Genomic DNA, 20,065 nt, shown 5'->3' with positions numbered 1-20,065 from the left:
GTCCCGCACCGACCCGTGACCCCCGCCCGCTCCCGCCCGTTGTGCTGTGCGTCCGCCCCCCACCCCTGAGAGGGACCCAGACACATGAAGCACGACAAGCTCGCCAAGGCCGCCTTCGCCGTCGGTGCCGTCCTCGCCGCCGGTGCCGCCGCCTCCGGCACCGCCTCCGCCGCGGGCCCGACCGACGCGCTCGGCGGTCTGCCCCTCGGCTCCCTCACCGGCGCGCTGCCCGTGGGCGACGTGGCGGGCCAGCTCGCCTCGGGGGAGATCACCGAGAACCCGCTGGAGAACCCGACGGTCGCCGGTGCCGTCCACACCGTCGAGCAGACCGGCAGCCAGCTCGCGGGCCAGGTCCACCAGGCCCGTGCGGGCGGCAAGGGCCAGGGCAACGCCCCGATGGTCGGCGGCCTCCCCGTCCAGGGCCTCCTCGGCGGCCTCCCCGTCGGCGGTCTCCTCGGCGGCCTGCCGCTCGGCTGAGCCCCGCCCGCAGCACCCGCCCCGCCTCCCGGTCCCCCCGGAGGGCGGGGCCCTTGTCGTCCCGTACGCCTGGAGGTCCCCATGGACGACCCCTCCGCCCGGTACACCGCGCTCGCCCGGCACGAGGAACGGCTGCGCCACGAGGAGCGAAGCCGGCGCGAGGCGCGTGCCGCCGCCATACGGCGCGCCGCCGCGGAGGCGTGCCGCCCCGCCGCCGTACGCCGCCCGCGCCCCACCGACGCGCTCGTCCCGCCCCGCCCGCACTCCAGCGAGAACCCGCAGGTCCCCGGCCCGCGCCCCCGCGCGCTCAGCCTCGACGACTTCGCCGAGTCCGCGATGGCCGTCGTACGCCCCGTACCGGGCCAGGAGGTCGACCTCGACCTGCGCCTCGGCCCGCCACCGGCCCTCGACCGCCCGGCCGTGCCACCGCCCGCCCGCGAGGCCCTCGCCGCTCCGGCGGCGCCCGCGAGCCCCCCGCCCGGCGACTGGCGCGCCGCGCTGCGCCCCGCCATGGTGCTCGACGCGGCCTCGGCGGGCCCCTGGACGGCGTACGGGATCAGCACGCGTACGGCGGCGGGCCCGTCCCGTACCGAGGCGCTGGCCCTCGCCCCGTACGGCCCCGGGCTCCTCTTGGCCCTCGCGAGCGGGCCCGCCGCGGACGACGCCTGCGCGGCCGTCTACCGGCACGCCCTGCGGACCGCGCCCGCGCTCCGCGAGGCCCTGCGCACGCGTGACGCCGAGGCGTACCGGCGGCTCGGTGAGGAGACCGCCCGCGCCTGCGCGACGGTCCTCGCCGACGCGGCCCTGCGCGACGGCACTCCGCCCGCGGCCTACCGCCTGCGCCTCCTGCACGTCCCCGTGGACGACCCCGGGGCGCCGTGCGGGCTGCTGGTGCTCGGTGCGGGCGACTCCCCCGGCGTCGGCGGGGGGACGGCCGTGCTGCGTCCCGGCGGCGACTGGTACGAGACGCCCGCCACCGCCGCCCGCCTCCTCGAAGGCCCGCACCCGGGAGGCGCGTTGCTCCTCACGACGGGCCGCTTCCCCGCGGACCCCGGCACCCGCGCGCGGCTCGCGTCCGCGTGGGCGCCGGGACCGCCGCCGTCCGGGCCGGTCTCGCTCCTGGGCCAACCGCTCGGCGCGGGGGGCGAGTCGACGGCTGTCGTGCTGTGGCGGCGGTGAGGCGGTTCAGGGCTTGCGGGCCACGGCCGAGTAGCCGGCCTTGACGATGCCCTCCTCGCCGGGGATCGGCTCGCCCAGCTCGGGGCGCCACTCGCCCTCGGAGACGATGCCGGGCTCGACGAACTCCAGACCGGTGAAGAACTTCGCGAACTCCGCGCGCGGGCGCGGGTGGAGGGAGGCCGTGCCCGCCTGGTAGAGGCTGCCGACCTGCTCGGCCTTCTCCGGCTGGAAGTCGGCGGTCACGTGCGAGAGCACGAGGTAGCTCCCGGGCGCCAGGAGGTCGACGAGCCCGGAGACGACCTCGTGGGCCCCGGCCTCGCCGTCGGGTCCGGTCCTGTCCCCGACGAAGTGCAGCAGCGCGATGAGCGAGAGGGCCACCGGCTTGCTGAAGTCGAGGGACCTGGAAGCCCGTTCGACGATCGCCGCACTGTCGCGGACATCGGCCTGCACGTAGTCGACGGAGCCCTCGGGGTGGCTGCGCAGGAGCGCCTCGGCGTGGGCGAGGACGATCGGGTCGTTGTCGCAGTAGACGATCCGCGCGTCCGGGGCGACCCCCTGGGCCACCTGGTGGAGGTTCGGCGAGGTGGGGATGCCCGTGCCGATGTCGAGGAACTGCCGTACCCCCTGCGCGGCGAGCCACCCCGTGGCCCGCCGCATGAACTCCCGGTTCATCTGCGCGAGGACGGGAACGTTCGGCTCGATGGCGAGGACCTTGCGCCCCATCTCCTCGTCGACCGGGTAGTTGTCCTTGCCGCCGAGGAACCAGTCGTACATCCGCGCCGGGTGCGGGCGGGTCGTGTCGATGTAGGGGGAGGGGCTGTTGGGGGCCGCTTCGCTCATGCCGCTGCTCTCCAAGTCACACGCGTCAACCGTCATGTAGCAGCGAGAGTATGCGAGTCGCGGCAGGTGCGCGCGGGACGGGGCGGCGGGGTGGGCGGGCGCCGCTCCGGGGCGGGCCGGGCCGCTGAGTCCGTGAACGGCGCGGTGGGGCGCCCCGGACCGTGCCGCGTCCGGAACGCCCCGCCGTCACGGGCTTGTTCAGTTGCCCGAGACCGTGACCTTGTCGTCGTTCTTGAGCTCGTCGACGAGCTGCTTGACCTTCGGCATGTCCCAGGCCAGGTTGCCGCCGACGCTGCCCGCGATCGGCATGTTCATCTGCTTGCCGTCGCCGCCCGTGACGCCCTTCATCGCCCAGAACATCGACGCGAGGTTCCAGAGGCTCATGTCCTTGTCCACGACGAGCGAGTCGAGACCCGAGCCCATCACGGGGTAGAGCTTGAAGGGGTTGAGGACCGTGCTCGGCGTCGCGACCTGGTGGGCGAGCGCCGCGAGGAACTTCTGCTGGTTCTTCGTGCGGTCGAGGTCGCTGCCGGGCAGCGCGTAGCGGGTGCGGACGAAGGCGAGGGCCTGCTCGCCGTCGAGGGTCTGCTTCCCGGCCTTGAAGTCGGCGCCCGACTTCTTGTCCTTGAAGCCCTTCGGGATGTCCATCTCGACGCCCCCGACCGCGTCCACGATGCTCGCGAAGCCGCCGAAGCCGATCTCCGCGTAGTGGTCGATGTGCAGCCCGGTGTTGTACTCGATGGTGCGCACGAGAAGCTCGGGGCCGTCGAAGGCGTACGCGGCGTTCAGCTTGTTCGCGCCCCGCGCCGGGTACATCTTGCCCGAGTCCGAGCCCTTGAAGGAGGGGATCGTGACGTTCGAGTCACGGGGCAGCGAGATCATCGTGGTCCCGTTGTCGCCCGTGTGCAGGATCATCATCGAGTCGGTGCGCTTGCCCTCGGCGGAGCCGGTGTGCAGGCGCTTCTTGTCCTCCTGGGACATCCCCTCGCGGCTGTCGGAGCCGACGATGAGGTAGTTGGTGCCCTTGCCCTCCGAGGGGCGGTCGATGACCTTCGACAGGTCCACCTCGCGGCGGATCTTGCCGTCGGCCCAGAAGTACGTCGAGACGGTCGTCACGACGAGCGCGGCCACGACGACGATCGCGGTCCACTTGACGCGCTTGCGCCAGTTCGGCGCCGGGCGCGCGGAACGGCCCTGCGCGGGGCCGCCGGGACCGCCGGGGTGCTGCGGCCCGCCGGGCGCGCCGTAGACCTGCCCCGTGTTGTAGCCGCTGTCGTACTCGCCGTAGCCGTCCGCGTACTGACCCTGCGGCTGCCCGTACTGGTCCGGCGGCGGGTACGGGCCGCCCCGCTGTCCGTACTGCTGCTGTGGGGGCACGGGAGCCGGGCCGCCGGGAGCCCCCGGCCGCCCGGGGCCTCCGGGCCCGCCGCGCCGCACGTGCGGCATCGAGCGGGCGCCCTCGGGCTGCGCCTCGGCGCTCCCGCGCCCGTATCCCCGGCTGTCGGATCGCTCCCCGCCCCAGCCCTGCGGCGTCTCGTTCATGGGACAAGTCTGCCGTCCCCGGGGGCTCGCCATACAGGGCGGGGAAGGAATCGCAGCGGGCCTGTTGCAGAGCTGATGCAAAAGCGGGGGTGACCGGGCGGACATAAAGTGGACCGTATGACTGACCCGGCACCGCGTACGGACCCGGAGATCCCGGGCAAGCCGACCTCGGCATCCCGTACGACGCTCTCGCACATCATGACCGCCACCGACACGAACCTCTACGGCACGGGCCACGGGGGCGTGATCATGAAGCTCGTCGACGACGCGGCGGGCGCCGTCGCGGGACGGCACTCGGGCGGACCCGCGGTGACGGCCTCGATGGACGAGATGGTCTTCCTGGAGCCGGTCCGCATCGGGGACCTCGTGCACGTCCACGCGCAGTGCAACTGGACCGGGCGCACCTCGATGGAGATCGGCGTCCGCGTCATGGCGGAACGCTGGAACGAATCGACCCCGGCCCAGCAGGTCGGCACGGCCTACCTCGTCTTCGCGGCGGTCGACGCCCAGGGCCGCCCCCGGCCCGTGCCCCCCGTCCTCCCCGAGACGGACATCGACGAGCGCCGCTTCCAGGAGGCCCAGATCCGCCGCACCCACCGCCTCGCCCGCCGCCGCGCGATCCGCGAGCTGCGCGAGAAGCGGGTGGCGGAGGGGCTGCTGGACTGAGCGGGAGGGGACGGGAGGGACGGGCGGGGGCCCGCGAGGGGTCAGGCGCCTCTCAGGAGGGGCACATCACCTCACGGGAAGGGCTCAAGAGGGGCACGTCACCTCGTCCCCCCGGACCGCTCCGTACTTGTTCTCCTTCGGGGCCTGGGCCGGGTCCTCCGCGCGTACCTTCGTCACGGCCGGGGCGTCCTCTCCGGCCGTGACCTCCAGGGTGGGCCCGAGGCCCTTGCGGGGGACGAGGGCCGCGTGGGGGAGGGCGGTCGCGAGGCTCTTGGCCGAGCGGTCCCAGCCGGGGTCGTAGGCGATCGTCGTCCGCGCGGCCGGAGCGGCCCGCTCCGTGCCCGCCGTCGCGGTGAAGCCCGTCGCCCTCAGCGCCTTCGCCACGCGCTCCGCCTCGCTCCCGGTCCCCGCGGCGTCCAGGACCCGTACCGAGATCTGCTGCGGCGGGACGTCGACCGGGAGGGGGGCCGGGCCCGGGGCCGGTTTGTGGGCGGCCAGGGGGCGGTCCTCGCGCAGGGCCGTGAAGAGGTCCTTCGCCCGCCGCGGGTCCCACACCAGGGTGTCGCCGATGTGCGGGACGTGGCGGCCCTCGGGCGCGAGCGGCATCGAGACGAACTCCGAGGAGGACGGGCTGAAGCCGCGCATCGCGCGGGCCAGGTCCAGGATCTCGTCCGTGCCGAAGCCCTTGTCGGCCCGCACGGACGACAGGAGCGCGTTCGCGACCTCGTGCAGCCGGACCGGGTTGAGCAGCGTCCCGCCGCTCGTCGCGCGCTCCACGACCGCCGCGAGGAACCGCTGCTGCCGCCGCATCCGGCCGAGGTCGCTCGCCGCGTCGACGTGCCGCGCCCGCACGTACTGGAGCGCCTGCCCGCCGTCGAGCGTGTGCGGGCCCGCCGGGAGGTCCAGGCCCGTGTAGGAGTCCTTGAGCGGCTTCGCCGTGCAGATCTCGACGCCGCCGAGCGCGTCCACGGTCCGCATGAAGCTCGTGAAGTCGACCTCCACGTAGTGGTCGATCTTCACCTTCGTGAGCTTCTCGACGGTCCGCACGGTGAGCTGCGGGCCGCCCTCCGCGTAGGCCGCGTTGAGCTTCACCGGGTGCTCGTGGTGGTGCTCGCCCGAGGTGCGGTCGAGGTGCGGCGGCAGCATCGCGTACGAGTCGCGGGGCAGGCTCACGACGCTCGCGCGGGAGTGGTCGGCCGAGAGGTGCACGATCATCAGCGTGTCCGTGCAGTGGCAGGGCGCGCCCCCGAGCCGGTACCGCTTCCGCGTCTCCTCGTCGAGGCCCGCGCGCTCGTCGGTCCCGGTGAGCAGCAGGTTCATGCCGTGGCCCTCGGCGGGCCGCTCCGGTCCCGCGAGGCCCTTGAACGCGTCGACGCGGCCGATCTTGTGATCGACGCCGCTGAGCAGGGTGTGCCCGGCCCCGGCGGCGAGGAGCACGGCGACGGAACAGCCCGTCAGCCCCCGTACCCCCCAGCGCAGCAACCGGCGGCGACGGCTCGGCGGACGGCGCGGGACCCGGCGGGCACGAGGGGCGCGGCGGGGACGGGGGGAGTGGGGGCTGGGGGCGGGCACGGTACCTCCGCACGGGTGACACTGCCGCGCGGGCGGCAGGGCGGGACGGGATGAGCCAGACCGTAAGCCGGTATGACTGTCGTACCGCCGTAGTGGCCGACGCGGCGCGCTTCAGGTCCCCCCTTTTGGCGGTAACGCCCCGCTGCCGCTGCCGCTGCCGCTGCCGCCCGCCGCCGCTGTCGCCCGCCCCCGCTGTCGCCCCGCCCGCCTCACCGCTCAGGCGCCGCTCACCACGAGTACGCCGGGTCCACCTTCATGCACGCCGTGTCGTCCGCGCCGTTCAGCGCCTGCGCCGACTTCGGCAGCGCGTCGTCGTCCTCGTCGTCCTTCTTCGGGAAGCGCGTGCCCTCGCGCCAGTCGGAGCCGATCACGACGGTCACGCCCGTGACGTCCGCGCTCTCCTTGACGCGCCGCAGCGGGATCTTCAGCGCCTTCGCCACCGACTGCGCGTCGGCCTCGGCGTCCCCGCCCGGGTAGCGGACCTCCGTCTTGTCCTCGCTGCCCGTGTTGGCCTGGTCGGCCGTCGTGCGCGTGAAGTCCTCGGCCGCGAGCCGCTCCGCGATCGTGCCCGCGCGCCCCGGTACGAGGGCGAGCTGATCGGTCGCGGTGGCGTTGCGCACCGACACCTCCACCTCCCCGGGCGCGGCGGCCTGGTCGCTGATGTCCTTGACCTTCGGCTTCTTCTTGTCCTTGCCGTCGAGCGCGATGTCCTCGCGCACGAGCCGCCACAACTGCTCCGCGTCCCCGGCCTTCGGCGCCACGCGGGGCCCCTCGTACACGAAGGGCATCGTCGTCAGCGTGATGCGCTCCGGGGGCACCGCGCGCAGGTCGTTGCTCAGGTCGTAGATCTTCTTGACGCTGCCGAGGCCGTCGTCGACGGTGAGCGCCTTCGTCGCCGCCTCGGCGAGCGAGCGGAGCTTGCCGGGGTTGGCGAGCGTCGCGTTCTCGCGCAACTGCCGCACCATGGCGCTCATGTACATGTGCTGGGCCTGCGCGCGCCCGATGTCGGTGCCGTCGCCGAAGCCGTAGCGCGTGCGCAGCCACTGGAGCGCCTGCTCGCCCTTGACCGGGTGCGTGCCCTTCTCCAGCTTGAGGCCCGAGCCCTTGCCCGTGGAGGTGTGCGAGTAGATGTTGCGGTCCACGCAGACCGGGACGCCGCCGACCGCGTCGGCCATCGAGACGACGCCGGAGAAGTCGACCAGCATGAAGTGGTCGATGTGGATGCCGGTCGTGGCCTCCCACGTGGCGACGGTGCACCCCGGGCCGCCGCGCCCGAGCGTCTCGTTCGTCATCCGCCGGGTGGTCGTGGCCTGGTAGACCTCGCCGGTGTCGGGGTCCTCGCACTCGGGGAGCTTGAGCAGCGTGTCGCGCGGCATGCTCACGACCGACATGTTGCTGCGGTCCGCCGAGACGTGCACGAGCATCTGCACATCGGCGAGCGGCTTGCCGCCCACCGTCTCCTTCGCGCCGCCGAGTTCCAGGTTCTCCTTCGTGTTCCGGCTGTCGGAGCCGATCACGAGGATGTTCAGCGGCGTCTGGCCGGCCGTGTTCGGAGTCGGTGCGGGCGGACGCTTCTCCGGTGCCACGGGGGTGAGTTCGGCCTTGACGATGTTGTCGTTGAGGTGCTGGTAGTAGAGGTAGCCCGCCGTCGCGGTACCGGCGATCACCACCGCGAGCGACAGCGCCGTCCAGGCCAGCACACGCCGCGCCCGGCGCCGCTTGCGGGGCGGGGCGGGGACGGTCGATGCGGCAGCCGGTGCGGGGGAGGCGGCGTCCGGCGCGCTGTCCGCTGCCGCCTCGTTCGCGGCAGCCGGTGCGGGGGCGTTCGCGGCCTCCGCCGCCCGGTCCGTCGCGGTCTCCGGTACGGAACCGTCCGCTGCGGGCCCCGGTATGCCCTCCGGGTCCGGCTCCGGTACGCCCGGGGTGCCGGACGCCTCGCCCGGGGCGGGCCCGGGTGCCGGCTCCCCCGCCCGTACGGACTCCCCCGGACCGAGCCCCGGGAGCTTCCCGCTCGCCGTGTCACCCGTCATCTCGTCCCGCCTTCCCGCCCCTTGCCTGTCCGGCACCCCTCGGTGCCGGGCCCTGGCCTCCACCCTCAGACCTGCGAACACGCCGAAACGTTGTGCCACCGGTCGTAGTTGGCCCCCCCCACGCCCGGGCGGGAGGCTCCCTCGCCTCCCGCCTGCCCCCTTCTTCCCCGCCCGAGCGGGCCCGCTCAGGACGCGCAGACCTTCTTGTCCGCCTCCTGGCGCAGGACGTTCTTCGGCGCTTCCTTGGGCGCCGTCACCGAGATGCCGGGGCCCTTGAAGTCGGGGCCCAGCACGAGCTTCATCGCGGGGAGCCCCTGGTCGTTCTCGATGCTCTCGCCGGGCTTGAGCGCGGACCCCGGCAGCCCCATGATCTCGGCGAGCTTGCGCGCCTGCGGGGCCTGGTCGGGGGAGTACTCCAGCGTCGTGCCCTTCTGCTTCGGCGCGTCGCCCTGCTGACTCGACTTGCTGACACCCTGGTTGGTCTGGAGCCAGGTCAGCTCGCCCTGCGCCATCCCGGTCGCCGCACCGCCGTTGAAGATCTCCACGCGGATGTCGGACGCCTCGGACTTGCTCCCCTTGAGCCGCGCCTCCTCGGCCTCCTTCTTCTTGTCCGCCGCGGCCTTCTTCTCGCTGTTGACCTTGGTGAGCGAGACGTCGTCCTTCATCATCGCGAAGAGGGGTTCCGCGTCCGTCTCGTTGAGGACGACCGTCGCCTTGACCTTCTCGGCCGGGTTGTCGACCACGGGGAGCGTCACGAAGGTGATGTTCTTCGGGTTGATGTGCTGCAACTCCTTGGCCAGCGACATCAGTTTCGTGATGCTGCCGATCCCCGAGTCGACCGTGAGCGCGTTGGTCGCCGCCTCGGCGACCTTGTAGAGCTTCTTCGGACTCGTCAGCGTGTCCTCGGACTTGAGCTGACGGGCGAGTGAACCGAGGAACTGCTGCTGGACCTTGATGCGGTCGAGGTCGCCCTGGTTGCCGAAGCTGTGCCGGGTGCGCACGAAGGCGAGCGCCTGCTCGCCCTGCACCTTGTGCGTCCCGGCCGAGAGCTTGAGGTGCGAGTCGGGGTCGTCGACGTCCTTCGCCACGCACACCTCGACGCCGTTGACGGCCGTCGTCAGGTTCTTGACCGCGTTGAAGTCGGCCATCATGAAGTGGTCGACCTTGAGCCCGGTCAGCTCCGTGACCGTGCGCATCGTGCAGCCCGGGTCGCGGCCCTCCTGCCCGAGGCTCGTGTTGAAGCGGACGTTCTGCGTGCCGGGGATCGTCTTCGTGGAGCCGTCGTCCTGCTTGGTGGGGCAGTCCGGGATGTTCGTGATGAGGTCGCGGGGGATGCTGAGCCCGGTCGCGTTGGTGCGGTCGGCGGAGACGTGCAGCAGGATGTTGGTGTCCGCGTGGCCCGGGCTGTCCTTGTCCCCGTACCCCTCGTTGCCCTTGCCGGTGCGCTTGTCGGTGCCGATGATCAGGATGTTGATCGGGCCGTCGGGGGCGGCGTCCTTGTTCCCCGCGTCGCCGATGTCGACCTTGTCGATGTTGCCGTTGAGGTGCTGGTAGTACGCGTAGCCGCTGCCGGCCACCGCGACGATCACGAAGCCGATCCCCCCGGCCGTCCACAGCAGCGCCTTCTTCTTGCCGCCGCCCTTGCGCGCCTTGCGCGAGGCCGCCCGCCCCGCGCCCTGGCCGCGGGCCGAGGCCCGGCCACCGCTCGCCGCCTCCTGCCGCGCCGCGGCACGGCCGCCCTCACGGGGGGTGCTCGCCGCGCGCGGGGACCCGTCCTGCCCGGCGCCGGAGGGCCCGGAGCGGTAGGGGTCGGTTCTGCGGGGGCGCGCGGACCCGTCGACGTGGTCCCAGGTCCCGCCTCCGGCCCCCGGCGCCTGCGGCGACTGCTCAGCGGAGCCGCCGAGTCGCAGTTCGTATTCGCCCGTCTGCGGATTGAGTACCCATTGGTCGGCGGGGTCGAATTCTTCCCCCCGCCCACGGCCTTGCGCGTCCACGGTTGTCCAATCCTCCGTCACGGGGCACGCGGCGCCGACCCGCCCTCCAGGTGGGGTGGAGACGCGGCGGGAGGCACTCGGGTCAATCGGTGACGCGCCGCGATGAGTACGGCCACGGCCACCGGGATCGCTCACATTAGCCGCCCGCCGCCCCGCGCGACGACGGCGGTGACCCATTCCACTTCCCTTACAACCGGGCATTCCGTGGCAATTATGGAAGTGATTGAACTCCGGCCGGTCATTCCTTTACTTGAGAAGGCCGAGTGGTGCACAGTCCGCCGACAGCGTGCTCACTTACGTGCCCGGACATCCCGCCCTTACGTGCCCGGACATCCCGCGTCCGCCGCGGTCGTCCCCCGGTAGCGCTCCCCGGCCCCGGTCCTCGCGGCGTCACGGTCCGTGCCCGCCGCGTCGCCGCCCGCGCCCGCCGGATCGTGTCCCCTGGCCGCCTCGGCGCCCTCGCCGCCCGCCTTCGTGCGGTCGGGCCTCCCGCTCGCGTCCGGCGACGGGGAGCCGCTCGGGCGCGGCTCCACGCCGACCGGTGCGTCCTCGCGCAACCGCGCGAAGAGACGTTCCGCGTCGGGCTGCACGAGCTGGTCCCGGTTCGGGTCGGCCGCGTACGCCTCGCGCGGGACCGTCAGGAAGCGGACGTCCTTGGTCGGTACGGAGCGGACGTCGCGGACCATGCCGTAGAGGTCGCGCAGGCTCGCGAGGCCCGGGTCGGTGGTGAGCGCGGAGGTCGCCGCGTCGAGCACGGGGTAGAGCTTCGCCGGGTTGTAGAGGACATCGCCGCCGCTCATCTTCGAGACGAGCGCGGCGAGGAACTTCTGCTGGCGGTTGATCCGGTCGGTGTCCGAGCCGTCCCCGAGCGTCTTGCGCACCCGTACGTACCCGAGCGCCTCCTCGCCGTCGAGCATCTGGTTCCCTGCGGCGAGCTTGAGGTGCGCGTCCTTGTCGTCGATGGGCCGCTCGACGCACACCGTGACCCCGCCGACCGCGTCCACCATCTTCTTGAAGCCCTCGAAGTCGACCACCACGTAGTGGTCGACGCGCACGTTCGTCATCTTCTCGACCGTCCGCACGGTGCACGCGGTGCCGCCGCTCTCGAAGGCCGAGTTGAACTGCGCGAGACGCTCGTCCTGCCGCTTGCCGTCCGTGCCCCGGCAGGCGGGGACCGTCACCATCAGGTCGCGCGGCAGCGAGACGGCGGTCGCGTGCTTCCTGTCCCGCGAGACGTGCAGCAGGATCGTGGTGTCCGAGCGCTGGGTGCCGCCGTCGCGCCCGTACTCCTGGTTCTTGCCCGCACGCGAGTCCGAGCCGATGAGGAGGATGTTCTGCGCCCCCTTCGCGCCGGACGAGGGCCGCTCGCGGTCGTACTTGCGCAACTCGTCCGCCGCCGAGGTGTCCTCCGTGATGTTCCGGTCGAGCTTCCGGTAGAAGCCCCAGACGACGGCAGTGAGGACGAGCAGCGCGACGGCGAGCCCGAAGGCGACCCAGCGCACCCAGTGCCGATGGAGGACGTGCGCGATGTTCACTGGACCTCCGCCGCTCGCCGTCAGTTCTCCCCTTCCGACGATGCGGCCCGAGGGGCGGGAGCGCGCGCGGCGGGGGGCCGAACGAATGGCGGGCATCGAACGAAGGGCGGGGCACCGAACGAAGGAGGCCCCAGGCGAAGGGGACCCGACCAGAGGGGCCCCCGCACGCCGGAACGGGCTATACGGCGGAGACGGTCACCCGCTCGTCCGCCATCCGCCGCTCCAGCGCCCCCCGGTCCACGTGACGGCAGAGCACGACGGACGCCCCCACCGCCAGCGGCGCGTAGAGCCCCGCCGCGAGACCCGCCCAGTCGGCGAAGCCGAGGCCGCTCAGAATCCGCTCGCCGGGGCCGACGCCCAGCCGCTCCGCGTCGCCCTGCGCGCGCTCCACCAGCTGGGTGCTCGTCAGCTCCTCGCCCGCCACCACGAGCGCCGGTTCCTCCGGGTCCACGGGGGCGAAGGGCGCGAAGCGGTCGCCCTGGGCCGGGACCTCGACCGCGTAGTCGAGGAAGCCCTCGGGCGTCACGGGGAACCGCACGCCGAGCGGGCGCAGGCTGAGCGCGACGCGCTCGCCCGTGCAGGCGCGGGCCGCCTCCAGGGACTCGGGGCCCGTCACGACGAGGTCCGCCCGCGCCGGGTCGCCCGCGACGTCCACGAGGAGCCCGGTCGAGGAGGCGGCGACGAGCCAGACGGCCGACTGCCAGTGCGCGGGCAGGTGCAGCGCGAGCCGGTCGCCGGGGCTCAGGGACAGCTCACCCTGGATCAGGTTCGCGGTCTTGGCCACCCAATTGGCGAAGGTGGCGACCGAGAGTTCCACGCGTTCGCCGGTCGCGTCGTCGTAGTAGGTGACGAAGGGGCGGGCCGGGTCCGTGGCGAGCGCGGAACGCAGCAGGTCGGCGGGGGTGCGGTCGAGAGCGGTCACGTGCCCCAGGCTACGCGGGCCGCCCCGCCCCTTCCGCCCGCCGGGTCCGCGCACGGCCGTCAGGGTGTCACCAGGGTGGCCGACGCACCCTCAACTCCCGTGGACAGCTCCGGAAGATATGCCCAATATCGTTCATATGCGTACATTTCTCGCCTCCTCGATAGGTGTCGCCTGCGCGGCCCTCCTCACGCTGCCGCTCGCCCCGCCCGCCGCCGCGCACCCCGACACGGGCACCCGCGCCCGCACCACCGCGCCCGCGCGCCCCGCCTCCTCCGCGCCCGCCCCGGTGCCCGGCTCCACCGCCTCGCTCCCGCTCACCAGCCTGCCCGTGGCCCGCGCGGACGGCCACGAGCGCTACGACGCGACGCTGTCCCGTCGTGGCACCAAGCCCTTCTCGCTCGTCGGCGTCGTCTGGGACGACCCCGCGCGCACGCTCACGGGCACGGCACAGGTGCGGGTACGGGACGCGGCCACCGGCGCCTGGAGCGCCTGGCGGGCCCTGGAGACCCACAACGCCGAGCACGCGGCGGACCCGGAGAGCCGTGAGGCCCGCGCGCCCGGCCGGCACGGCGGCACCGCGCCGCTGTGGACCGGGGCGGCCGACGCGGTCGAGGTGCGGGTGAGCGGCCCCGCCCCGCTGCCCGCCGGGCTCCGTATCGACCTCGTGGACCCGGGCACCGACCGGCGCGGGGCGACGAATCCGGTGCCGGGCTCCGTGCGGCCTCCCGCCGACCAGGGCTCGCTCCCGCGCGGCCAAGCGCCCGAGCCCGCCATCGTCGACCGGGCCGGCTGGGGCGCCGACGAGAATCTGCGCGAATCCTCATTCGTCTACACGGGGCCGGTGCGTGCCGCGTTCATCCACCACAGCGCAAGCGGCAACAACTACACGTGCGAGGAGGCGCCCTCCGTCATTCGCGGTATTTACCGCTATCACGTCGAGAGCAACGGGTGGCGTGACATCGGCTACAACTTCCTCGTCGACAAATGCGGCACCGTCTACGAGGGCCGTGCCGGGGGCGTCGCCAAGCCCGTGATGGGGGCGCACACCCTCGGTTTCAACACCGACAGCACGGGGATCGCGCTGCTCGGCACGTACACCGACACCGAGCCCTCCGCCGCCGCGCTCGACGGCCTCGCCAAGCTCACGGCCTGGAAACTCGGCCTCAACAACATGGACCCGCGGGGGAAGGTCACGCTCGTCTCGGACGGCGGCAATCTGTACGAGAAGGGAGAGAAGGCCGACCTCGACGTCATTTCCGGGCACCGCGACGGATTTGCCACGGAATGCCCGGGGAAGTCGCTGTACGAGAAACTCGGCACCCTTCGCAGCAAAGCGGCGGCACTCCAGGGCAGGTGACCCCGCCCCCGCCGCCGGAACCCTCCCTCACGGGGAGGGTTCCGGCTTCCCCGCAAAGATCCTCATCTGCATAAACTGGCCGGCCGAAAGACATTCGGCCGGCCCCAGCAGGAAGCAGAGAAGCCAGCGTGACTTCAGCACCGGAAGCGATCCTCCTGGTGGGCGGCAAGGGCACGAGGCTGCGCCCCCTCACGGTGAACACCCCCAAGCCGATGGTCCCGGCGGCGGGTGTGCCCTTTCTCGCGCACCAGCTGGCGCGGGCCCGCGCGGCCGGTGTGGAGCACATCGTGCTCGCGACCTCCTACCTCGCCGAGGTCTTCGAGCCGTACTTCGGGGACGGCTCCGCGCTCGGGCTGCGCATCGACTACGTGACCGAGCGCGAGCCGCTCGGCACCGGCGGCGCCATCCGCAACGTCGCCTCCCACCTGGAGTCGGGGCCCGACGAGCCCGTCCTCATCTTCAACGGGGACATCCTCACCGGGCTCGACATCGGCGCCCTCGTCGCCACCCACGTCACCACCGGGGCCGATGTCTCGCTCCACCTCAGCCGCGTCGACGACCCGCGCGCCTTCGGCCTCGTGCCCACCGACGCCTCCGGCCGCGTCCTCGCCTTCCTGGAGAAGCCGCAGACGCCCGAGGAGATCGTCACCGACCAGATCAACGCGGGCGCCTACGTCTTCCGCCGCCGTGTCATCGACTCCATCCCCACCGGGCGCCCCGTCTCCGTCGAGCGCGAGACCTTCCCCGGGCTCCTCGACTCCGGCGCCCACCTCCAGGGCATGGTCGACTCCACGTACTGGCTCGACCTCGGCACCCCGCAGGCCTTCGTCCGGGGCTCCGCCGACCTCGTCCTCGGCCGCGCCCCCTCACCGGCCGTCCCGGGCCGCTGCGGCGAACACCTCGTCCTGCCCACTGCCGAGGTCGCCGTGGACGCCAAGCTCACCGGCGGCACGGTGGTGGGGGAGCGCGCCGTGATCGGCGAGGGCGCGCGGGTGAGCGGCTCGACGATCCTCGACGGCGCGGTGGTCGCCCCGGGCGCGGTGGTGACGGACTCACTGGTCGGGGTCGCGGCCCGGGTCGGAGCGCGGAGCGTGCTCGACGGGGCGGTCGTCGGGGACGGGGCGGTCGTGGGGGCCGACAACGAACTGCGGGCCGGGGTGCGGGTGTGGTGCGGGGCCGTCCTGCCGGACGGGGCCGTCAGGTTCTCCTCCGACCAGTAGCCACGGCTCCTGCGGCGGGGAGGGACTTCGCGGACACGGCCCAGGGGCCTGGTGGGGGTGGGGCCCGCGGGGCCCGGTAGCCTCGACGCGTGGCCGGCCGTTTCCCCCTCCGTATCCCCGCACCCTCCGGTGCCCTCCGGCCCCAGGCCCCCCGGACCCGCGCCTGGGCCCCCGACGGCCCCCTCCACCTCGGCCAGATCCTCGGCTGCCTGCGGCGCGGCCCCGGCGACCCCGCCTTCCGCGTCGACGCGAGCGGCGCCTTCTGGCGCGTCAGCCGCACCCCCGAAGGCCCCGCCACCCTCCGCGTCACCGCCCTCGGGGGCACCGTGCGGGGAGACGCCTGGGGGCCCGGCGCCGAGTGGTTCCTCGACCGGTTGCCCGTCCTGCTCGGCGGCGAGGACCGGCCCGGCGGCTTCGCCCCCCGGCACCGGCTCGTCGCCGAGGGGCACCGCCGCGCGCCGGGGCTGCGGCTCGCGCGGACCGGACTCGTCCTCGAATCGCTCATCCCCTCCGTCCTGGAGCAGAAGGTCACGGCGGACGAGGCGTACCGGGCCTGGCGCCGCCTCCTCAGCCGCTTCGGCGAGCCCGCCCCAGGGCCCGCCCCCGAGGGGATGGCGGTGCCGCTCGCCGCGCGCGACTGGGCGCTCCTCCCCTCCTGGGAGTGGCACCGCGCCGGCGTCGACAACAAGCGGGCCTCGACGATCCTGCGGGCGGTGCGCGTCGCCGCCCGCATGGAGGAGGCCGCCGGGATGACGCCCGCCGAGGCCCGGGCCCGCCTGGAGAAGATCCCCGGGATCGGCCCCTGGACCTCCGCCGAGGTCGTCCAGCGCACGCACGGCGCGCCCGACGAGGTCACGACGGGCGACCTGCACCTGCCGCGCATCGTCGGCTGGTCCCTCGCGGGCGAGCGGGACGCCGACGACGCCCGGATGCTCGAACTGCTCGCCCCGTACGAGGGCCACCGCCACCGCGCCGTCCGCTACCTCCTCACGGTCGGCTCGATCCCGCCGCGCCGCGCCCCGAAGATGCGCAAGACCGACATCGCGCGCTGGTAGGGCCTGTCTTCCCTCTCGCCTCGTCGCCCGCAGGGCGGCCGTGCGGCGAGAGTGCGTACCGGGCGTCGCGCGGCAGAGGCGAGAGTGAAGACAGGCCCTGGCCGCCCCGGCGTCAGCGGACGGTCAGGAAGTCCTCCGGGTCCCGGCCCGCTCTCGGCGCCGGCACCTCCTCCGGGTGCCCGATCGCCACCGCGCCCATCGGGTCCCACTCCTCGGGCAGCTTCAGCACCTCGCGCACCACGTCCCGGCAGAACATCGTGGACGAGACCCACGCCGAGCCGAGCCGTTCCCCGGCGAGCGCGACGAGGAAGTTCTGCACTCCCGCGCCCGTCGCCACGACGAACATCTCCCGCTCCGCCGCGTCGCGCCGCGCGTCGCCGTAGTGGTGCGCGCCCTCCGTGACGAGGCACGGGACCGCGAGGTACGGGGCCCTGCGCAGGACGTCGCCGCGCCGCACCCGCTTCGCGATCGACTCCTCGCTCTTGCCGTCGCGCCGCAGGTCCGCGATCCACGCGTCCCGCATCGCGTCGAGCAGCGCGGTGCGCGCGGACTCCGACTCCAGCAGGACGAAGCGCCACGGCGTCGTGTGGTGCGGCGCGGGCGCGGTGACGGCGGCGGCCACGGCACGGCGCACGGCGCCGGGGTCGACGGGCTCGTCGGTGAAGGCCCGTACCGTGCGGCGCTGGGCGACCGCCTCCCGTACCGCCTCCGAGGTCCCGAGGCGGAACATGTCGTCGCGCGCGTCGCGCAGGAGCGCCCGCGCCCCCTCCGGCGCGTCCGTGACGAGGCGCCCGAGGCCGCGCACGACGGCGACCGGGTAGCCGTCCGCCTTGCCCTTCACGAGGTCGCCCGCCGCCGCGATCTCGTCGCCGAGCGCGACGACGGTCGCGCTGAGCGGGTTGCCGTGCGCGTCCGTGCCGCCGCGCAGGTCGTCGAGGACCCGTACGCCCGAGGCGCCGATCGCGACATCGGTGAGCCCGGCGCGCCACGGCCGCCCGAAGGTGTCCGTGACGAGCACCCCGACCCGCACCCCGAGCGCCGCGCGCAGCCCTTCGCGGATGCGGGCGGCGGAGGCGTCGGGGTCCTCGGGGAGGAGGAGCACGGTCCCCGCCGCCGTGTTCGAGGCGTCCACCCCGGCGGCGGCCATGACGAGGCCCTGCCGGTTCTCGACGATGCGCAGCGTGCCGCGCCGGGCCACGACGCGCACGGTCTCCGCGTCGATCGCCTCCTCGCGCGAGTCGGCGGCCACGATCCGCCCCTCCGCCTTCGAGACGATCTTCGAGGTGACGACGACGAGGTCCCCGTCGGCGAGGCCGGGGTCCGCTGCGGCGACGAGCGCGGCGAGGTCGTCGCCCGCGGCGACCTCGGGGATACCGGGCACGGCCCGTACGGAGAGGGACGGGACCGTGCTCACGCGCGTACCTCCTCGGCGAGTTCGAGTGCCGCGCGGGCCATGCGCGCGCTCGCGTCGAGGTCCGTCATGAGCAGCGGGACGGCGCGGCAGCGGATGCCCTCCGCCTCGACGCGCGCGACCGCCGCCTCGTCCACGGTGTCCACGAGCCAGCCGTCGAGCAGCCCCGCACCGTAGTGCTCCGCGACGGCGGCGGCGCTGGACTCGACGCCGACGGCCGCGAGGACCTTGTCGGCCATGCCGCGCACGGGGGCGTCCCCGATGATCGGCGAGAGCCCGACGACCGGCACGCCCGCCTCGGCGATCGCCTCCCTGATGCCGGGCACCGCGAGGATCGTGCCGATCGAGACGACCGGGTTGGAGGGCGGGAAGAGGATGACGTCGGCGCGCGCGATCGCCTCCAGGACGCCCGGCGCGGGCTTCGCCTGCTCGGCGCCGACGGGCACGACGGCGAGCGCGGGCACCGAGGCCCGCAGCCGGACCCAGTACTCCTGGAAGTGGACGGCCTTGCGCTCCCCGTCCGTCTCGACGGCGACGTGCGTCTCCACGCGGTCGTCCGACATGGGCAGGAGGCGGACCCCGGGCTGCCAGCGCTCGCACAGCGCCTCGGTGACCGCGCTGAGCGGGTAACCGGCCGCGAGCATCTGCGTCCGCACGATGTGCGTCGCGAAGTCCCTGTCGCCGAGCCCGAACCACTCGGGCCCGACGCCGTAGGCGGCGAGTTCCTCCTTGACCCGGAAGGATTCCTCGCTGCGCCCCCAGCCCTGCTCCTCGTTGATGCCGCCGCCGAGCGTGTACATCACGGTGTCGAGGTCCGGGCACACCTTCAGCCCGAACAAGTGGATGTCGTCCCCGGTGTTGCCGATGACGGTGATGTCCGTGCCCTCGGGTACGGCCTGCTGAAGGCCCCGCAGGAATCGGGCGCCGCCGATGCCGCCGGCCAGAACCACAATGCGCATGGGGACAGTCTCTCGCAGGCGGTGCGCGGGGGGACCCAGGGGGCGGCGCGGAGGGCGCGGGCACGGCACGGTGCGATGTGCGGGCCCGGGTTCCGGCGTGCGCGCCTCAGGCGCCGGGCCTGGCACGAGGCGCGCGCCCGGCCTCAGGCGTGGGCGGTGGCGCAGTGGGCGGCGTACCGGCCCTCGTCCCTCGCGTGCATCGGCATCTCGGTCAGGCCCGGGTAGTAGACGTGCAGGCTCACGGCGGGTTCGAGCGCGTCGTTGACGACCTCGTGCACGTACCCGGGGGCGAAGACGCGCTGCGCGCCGGGGACGAGGCGGCGTTCCGCGCGCGGCGTACGTTCGGTCAACTCCCCGTCGAGGACGGTCAGTACGCCGCTGGACGGGCCGTGGTCGTGGAGTCCGCTGCCCTGTCCGGGCAGCCAGGACAGGAGCCACACCTCGTAGCCGGGCCCGGTGCGCAGCCGGTGGTACCAGCGGGCCGTGGCGTCGAAGCGGACGAGGGGGCGCCACTCGGCGTGCGCGGCGGCGAGGGTGCGGGCGAGCCCGGCGAACTCGGCGACGGTGGCCGGGTGGGGGCGCGGGGGCTGGAGCAGGTGCGGGACCTCCAGGAGGTCGCCGGCGATCTGGAGGTCGCTGTCGTCGTTCATGGGGAGGTGGTCGTCCTCGGGGTACGGGCCGGTGGGCCTCGAACGGGGCGTGCCGCGCGGTGCCCTGGTCCGGGGGCGGGATGGGCCCGGAGGCGGGGCGTGTCGGGGGCACGGCCAAGGCGGTGAAGAACGGGGAGGGGAGCCCGACTGCTTGTGGCGGGGCTCAGGCGCCGGACGCGGGCCCGGGGAGTGGCACGACCCGGGGCGCGCGACGCGGAGGGCGCGGTACGGGGAGGGGGCTCAGGCCGTACAGCCGGCGGTACACAGCACGCCGGGCGCCGTACGCGGACACGCGCACGCGGATGCGCTGCGGGAGCGGATCATCCGGGCGGAGGCGTAAGGCGCGAACATGCCCACAAGGCAAGCGGTTCACACCTGAGATGTCAACCGAGCCCGGGGGGCCGCCGGGTGATTCACCTCATCGGGTTGACCGGGGCGCTGAAAGGTTTGTGCACCGCGTTCTCGGGACACATGGGGCAGCAGTCCCTCCGCGAGGCGCCGTTGCCTGTTCGTGACCTCTCTGTGATCAGGCTCGCAGTCCGGGCCCTCCGCGGAACGGGCGCGGATGCGGTGACGTCTTCTCAGGTGTGGGCGGACGTCGCGGTGTCCGTGCGGAAGGGGTGCAGGAAGCGTGGCGCGATTTAGGCCGATTTGAA

The 20,065-nt window shown here is 73.8% G+C and carries 16 protein-coding genes; 6 read left to right on the top strand and 10 right to left on the bottom strand.

The window, feature by feature from the left end; genetic code table 11:
• Positions 1-84: 84 nt before the first annotated feature.
• Complete coding sequence (locus IF99_RS0123095; RefSeq protein ID WP_030998839.1) at positions 85-477, top strand: hypothetical protein; 393 nt, start codon at positions 85-87, stop codon at positions 475-477.
• Between the two features lie 81 nt (positions 478-558).
• Positions 559-1,656 (top strand): hypothetical protein, encoded by a 1,098-nt coding sequence (locus IF99_RS0123090; RefSeq protein ID WP_030998838.1) that lies wholly within the window; start codon positions 559-561, stop codon positions 1,654-1,656.
• A 6-nt stretch (positions 1,657-1,662) separates the two neighbouring features.
• Here the strand turns inward: IF99_RS0123090 and IF99_RS0123085 are convergent, their stop codons facing one another.
• Both IF99_RS0123085 and IF99_RS0123080 read right to left on the bottom strand, forming a co-directional pair.
• Complete coding sequence (locus IF99_RS0123085) at positions 1,663-2,496, bottom strand: SAM-dependent methyltransferase (RefSeq protein ID WP_030998836.1); 834 nt, start codon at positions 2,494-2,496, stop codon at positions 1,663-1,665.
• A 198-nt stretch (positions 2,497-2,694) separates the two neighbouring features.
• On the bottom strand, positions 2,695-4,038 hold the full coding sequence (locus IF99_RS0123080) for an LCP family protein (protein ID WP_030998834.1): 1,344 nt from the start codon (positions 4,036-4,038) through the stop codon (positions 2,695-2,697).
• A 117-nt stretch (positions 4,039-4,155) separates the two neighbouring features.
• Between IF99_RS0123080 and IF99_RS0123075 the strand changes: the two genes are divergently transcribed.
• Positions 4,156-4,704, top strand: coding sequence for an acyl-CoA thioesterase (locus IF99_RS0123075; RefSeq protein ID WP_030998832.1), 549 nt, complete (start codon positions 4,156-4,158; stop codon positions 4,702-4,704).
• Positions 4,705-4,788: 84 nt separating this feature from the next.
• Here the strand turns inward: IF99_RS0123075 and IF99_RS0123070 are convergent, their stop codons facing one another.
• The 5 genes from IF99_RS0123070 to IF99_RS0123050 all read right to left on the bottom strand — a co-directional run bounded on the left by IF99_RS0123070 (position 4,789) and on the right by IF99_RS0123050 (position 12,757).
• Positions 4,789-6,315 (bottom strand): LCP family protein, encoded by a 1,527-nt coding sequence (locus IF99_RS0123070; protein WP_078655224.1) that lies wholly within the window; start codon positions 6,313-6,315, stop codon positions 4,789-4,791.
• Between the two features lie 188 nt (positions 6,316-6,503).
• Positions 6,504-8,306: an LCP family protein gene (locus IF99_RS0123065; protein ID WP_234340816.1), complete on the bottom strand. Its 1,803-nt coding sequence runs from the start codon at positions 8,304-8,306 to the stop codon at positions 6,504-6,506.
• A gap of 185 nt (positions 8,307-8,491) precedes the next feature.
• Positions 8,492-10,300: an LCP family protein gene (locus tag IF99_RS0123060; protein ID WP_030998826.1), complete on the bottom strand. Its 1,809-nt coding sequence runs from the start codon at positions 10,298-10,300 to the stop codon at positions 8,492-8,494.
• Between the two features lie 317 nt (positions 10,301-10,617).
• Positions 10,618-11,835 (bottom strand): LCP family protein, encoded by a 1,218-nt coding sequence (locus tag IF99_RS0123055; RefSeq protein WP_030998824.1) that lies wholly within the window; start codon positions 11,833-11,835, stop codon positions 10,618-10,620.
• 178 nt (positions 11,836-12,013) lie between these two features.
• A complete protein-coding gene (locus tag IF99_RS0123050; protein ID WP_030998822.1) occupies positions 12,014-12,757 on the bottom strand; it encodes a TIGR03089 family protein in 744 nt (247 codons plus the stop codon).
• A gap of 136 nt (positions 12,758-12,893) precedes the next feature.
• Between IF99_RS0123050 and IF99_RS0123045 the strand changes: the two genes are divergently transcribed.
• From IF99_RS0123045 to IF99_RS0123035, 3 genes are all read left to right on the top strand, one after another.
• Complete coding sequence (locus IF99_RS0123045; RefSeq protein WP_030998819.1) at positions 12,894-14,114, top strand: N-acetylmuramoyl-L-alanine amidase; 1,221 nt, start codon at positions 12,894-12,896, stop codon at positions 14,112-14,114.
• A gap of 128 nt (positions 14,115-14,242) precedes the next feature.
• Positions 14,243-15,334, top strand: a complete 1,092-nt coding sequence (locus IF99_RS0123040) for a sugar phosphate nucleotidyltransferase (RefSeq protein ID WP_030998817.1) — start codon at positions 14,243-14,245, stop codon at positions 15,332-15,334.
• Positions 15,335-15,423: 89 nt separating this feature from the next.
• Positions 15,424-16,389, top strand: a complete 966-nt coding sequence (locus IF99_RS0123035; protein WP_030998816.1) for a DNA-3-methyladenine glycosylase — start codon at positions 15,424-15,426, stop codon at positions 16,387-16,389.
• A gap of 112 nt (positions 16,390-16,501) precedes the next feature.
• Here the strand turns inward: IF99_RS0123035 and IF99_RS0123030 are convergent, their stop codons facing one another.
• The 3 genes from IF99_RS0123030 to IF99_RS0123020 form a co-directional block, all read right to left on the bottom strand.
• Positions 16,502-17,803, bottom strand: coding sequence for a coenzyme F420-0:L-glutamate ligase (locus tag IF99_RS0123030; RefSeq protein ID WP_030998815.1), 1,302 nt, complete (start codon positions 17,801-17,803; stop codon positions 16,502-16,504).
• A complete protein-coding gene (gene cofD / locus IF99_RS0123025) occupies positions 17,800-18,759 on the bottom strand; it encodes a 2-phospho-L-lactate transferase (RefSeq protein ID WP_030998814.1) in 960 nt (319 codons plus the stop codon). The genes IF99_RS0123030 and cofD overlap by 4 nt, the downstream gene beginning before the upstream one ends.
• Before the next feature lie 143 nt (positions 18,760-18,902).
• Positions 18,903-19,409, bottom strand: coding sequence for a cysteine dioxygenase (locus IF99_RS0123020; RefSeq protein ID WP_030998813.1), 507 nt, complete (start codon positions 19,407-19,409; stop codon positions 18,903-18,905).
• Positions 19,410-20,065: the final 656 nt, after the last annotated feature.

It is taken from the genome of Streptomyces sp. NRRL F-5630 (assembly GCF_000719475.1).
GTDB lineage: Bacteria > Actinomycetota > Actinomycetes > Streptomycetales > Streptomycetaceae > Streptomyces.
This window is presented reverse-complemented; position numbering and strand designations above follow the sequence as displayed.

What these genes read in the sequence shown, in the direction of transcription:
- IF99_RS0123095 (WP_030998839.1), top strand. Translation starts at nt 85, where the DNA reads ATGAAGCACGACAAGCTCGCCAAGGCCGCCTTCGCCGTCGGTGCCGTC.
- IF99_RS0123090 (WP_030998838.1), top strand. Translation starts at nt 559, where the DNA reads ATGGACGACCCCTCCGCCCGGTACACCGCGCTCGCCCGGCACGAGGAA.
- IF99_RS0123085 (WP_030998836.1), bottom strand. Translation starts at nt 2,496, where the DNA reads ATGAGCGAAGCGGCCCCCAACAGCCCCTCCCCCTACATCGACACGACC.
- IF99_RS0123080 (WP_030998834.1), bottom strand. Translation starts at nt 4,038, where the DNA reads ATGAACGAGACGCCGCAGGGCTGGGGCGGGGAGCGATCCGACAGCCGG.
- IF99_RS0123075 (WP_030998832.1), top strand. Translation starts at nt 4,156, where the DNA reads ATGACTGACCCGGCACCGCGTACGGACCCGGAGATCCCGGGCAAGCCG.
- IF99_RS0123065 (WP_234340816.1), bottom strand. Translation starts at nt 8,306, where the DNA reads ATGACGGGTGACACGGCGAGCGGGAAGCTCCCGGGGCTCGGTCCGGGG.
- IF99_RS0123045 (WP_030998819.1), top strand. Translation starts at nt 12,894, where the DNA reads ATGCGTACATTTCTCGCCTCCTCGATAGGTGTCGCCTGCGCGGCCCTC.
- cofD (WP_030998814.1), bottom strand. Translation starts at nt 18,759, where the DNA reads ATGCGCATTGTGGTTCTGGCCGGCGGCATCGGCGGCGCCCGATTCCTG.
- IF99_RS0123020 (WP_030998813.1), bottom strand. Translation starts at nt 19,409, where the DNA reads ATGAACGACGACAGCGACCTCCAGATCGCCGGCGACCTCCTGGAGGTC.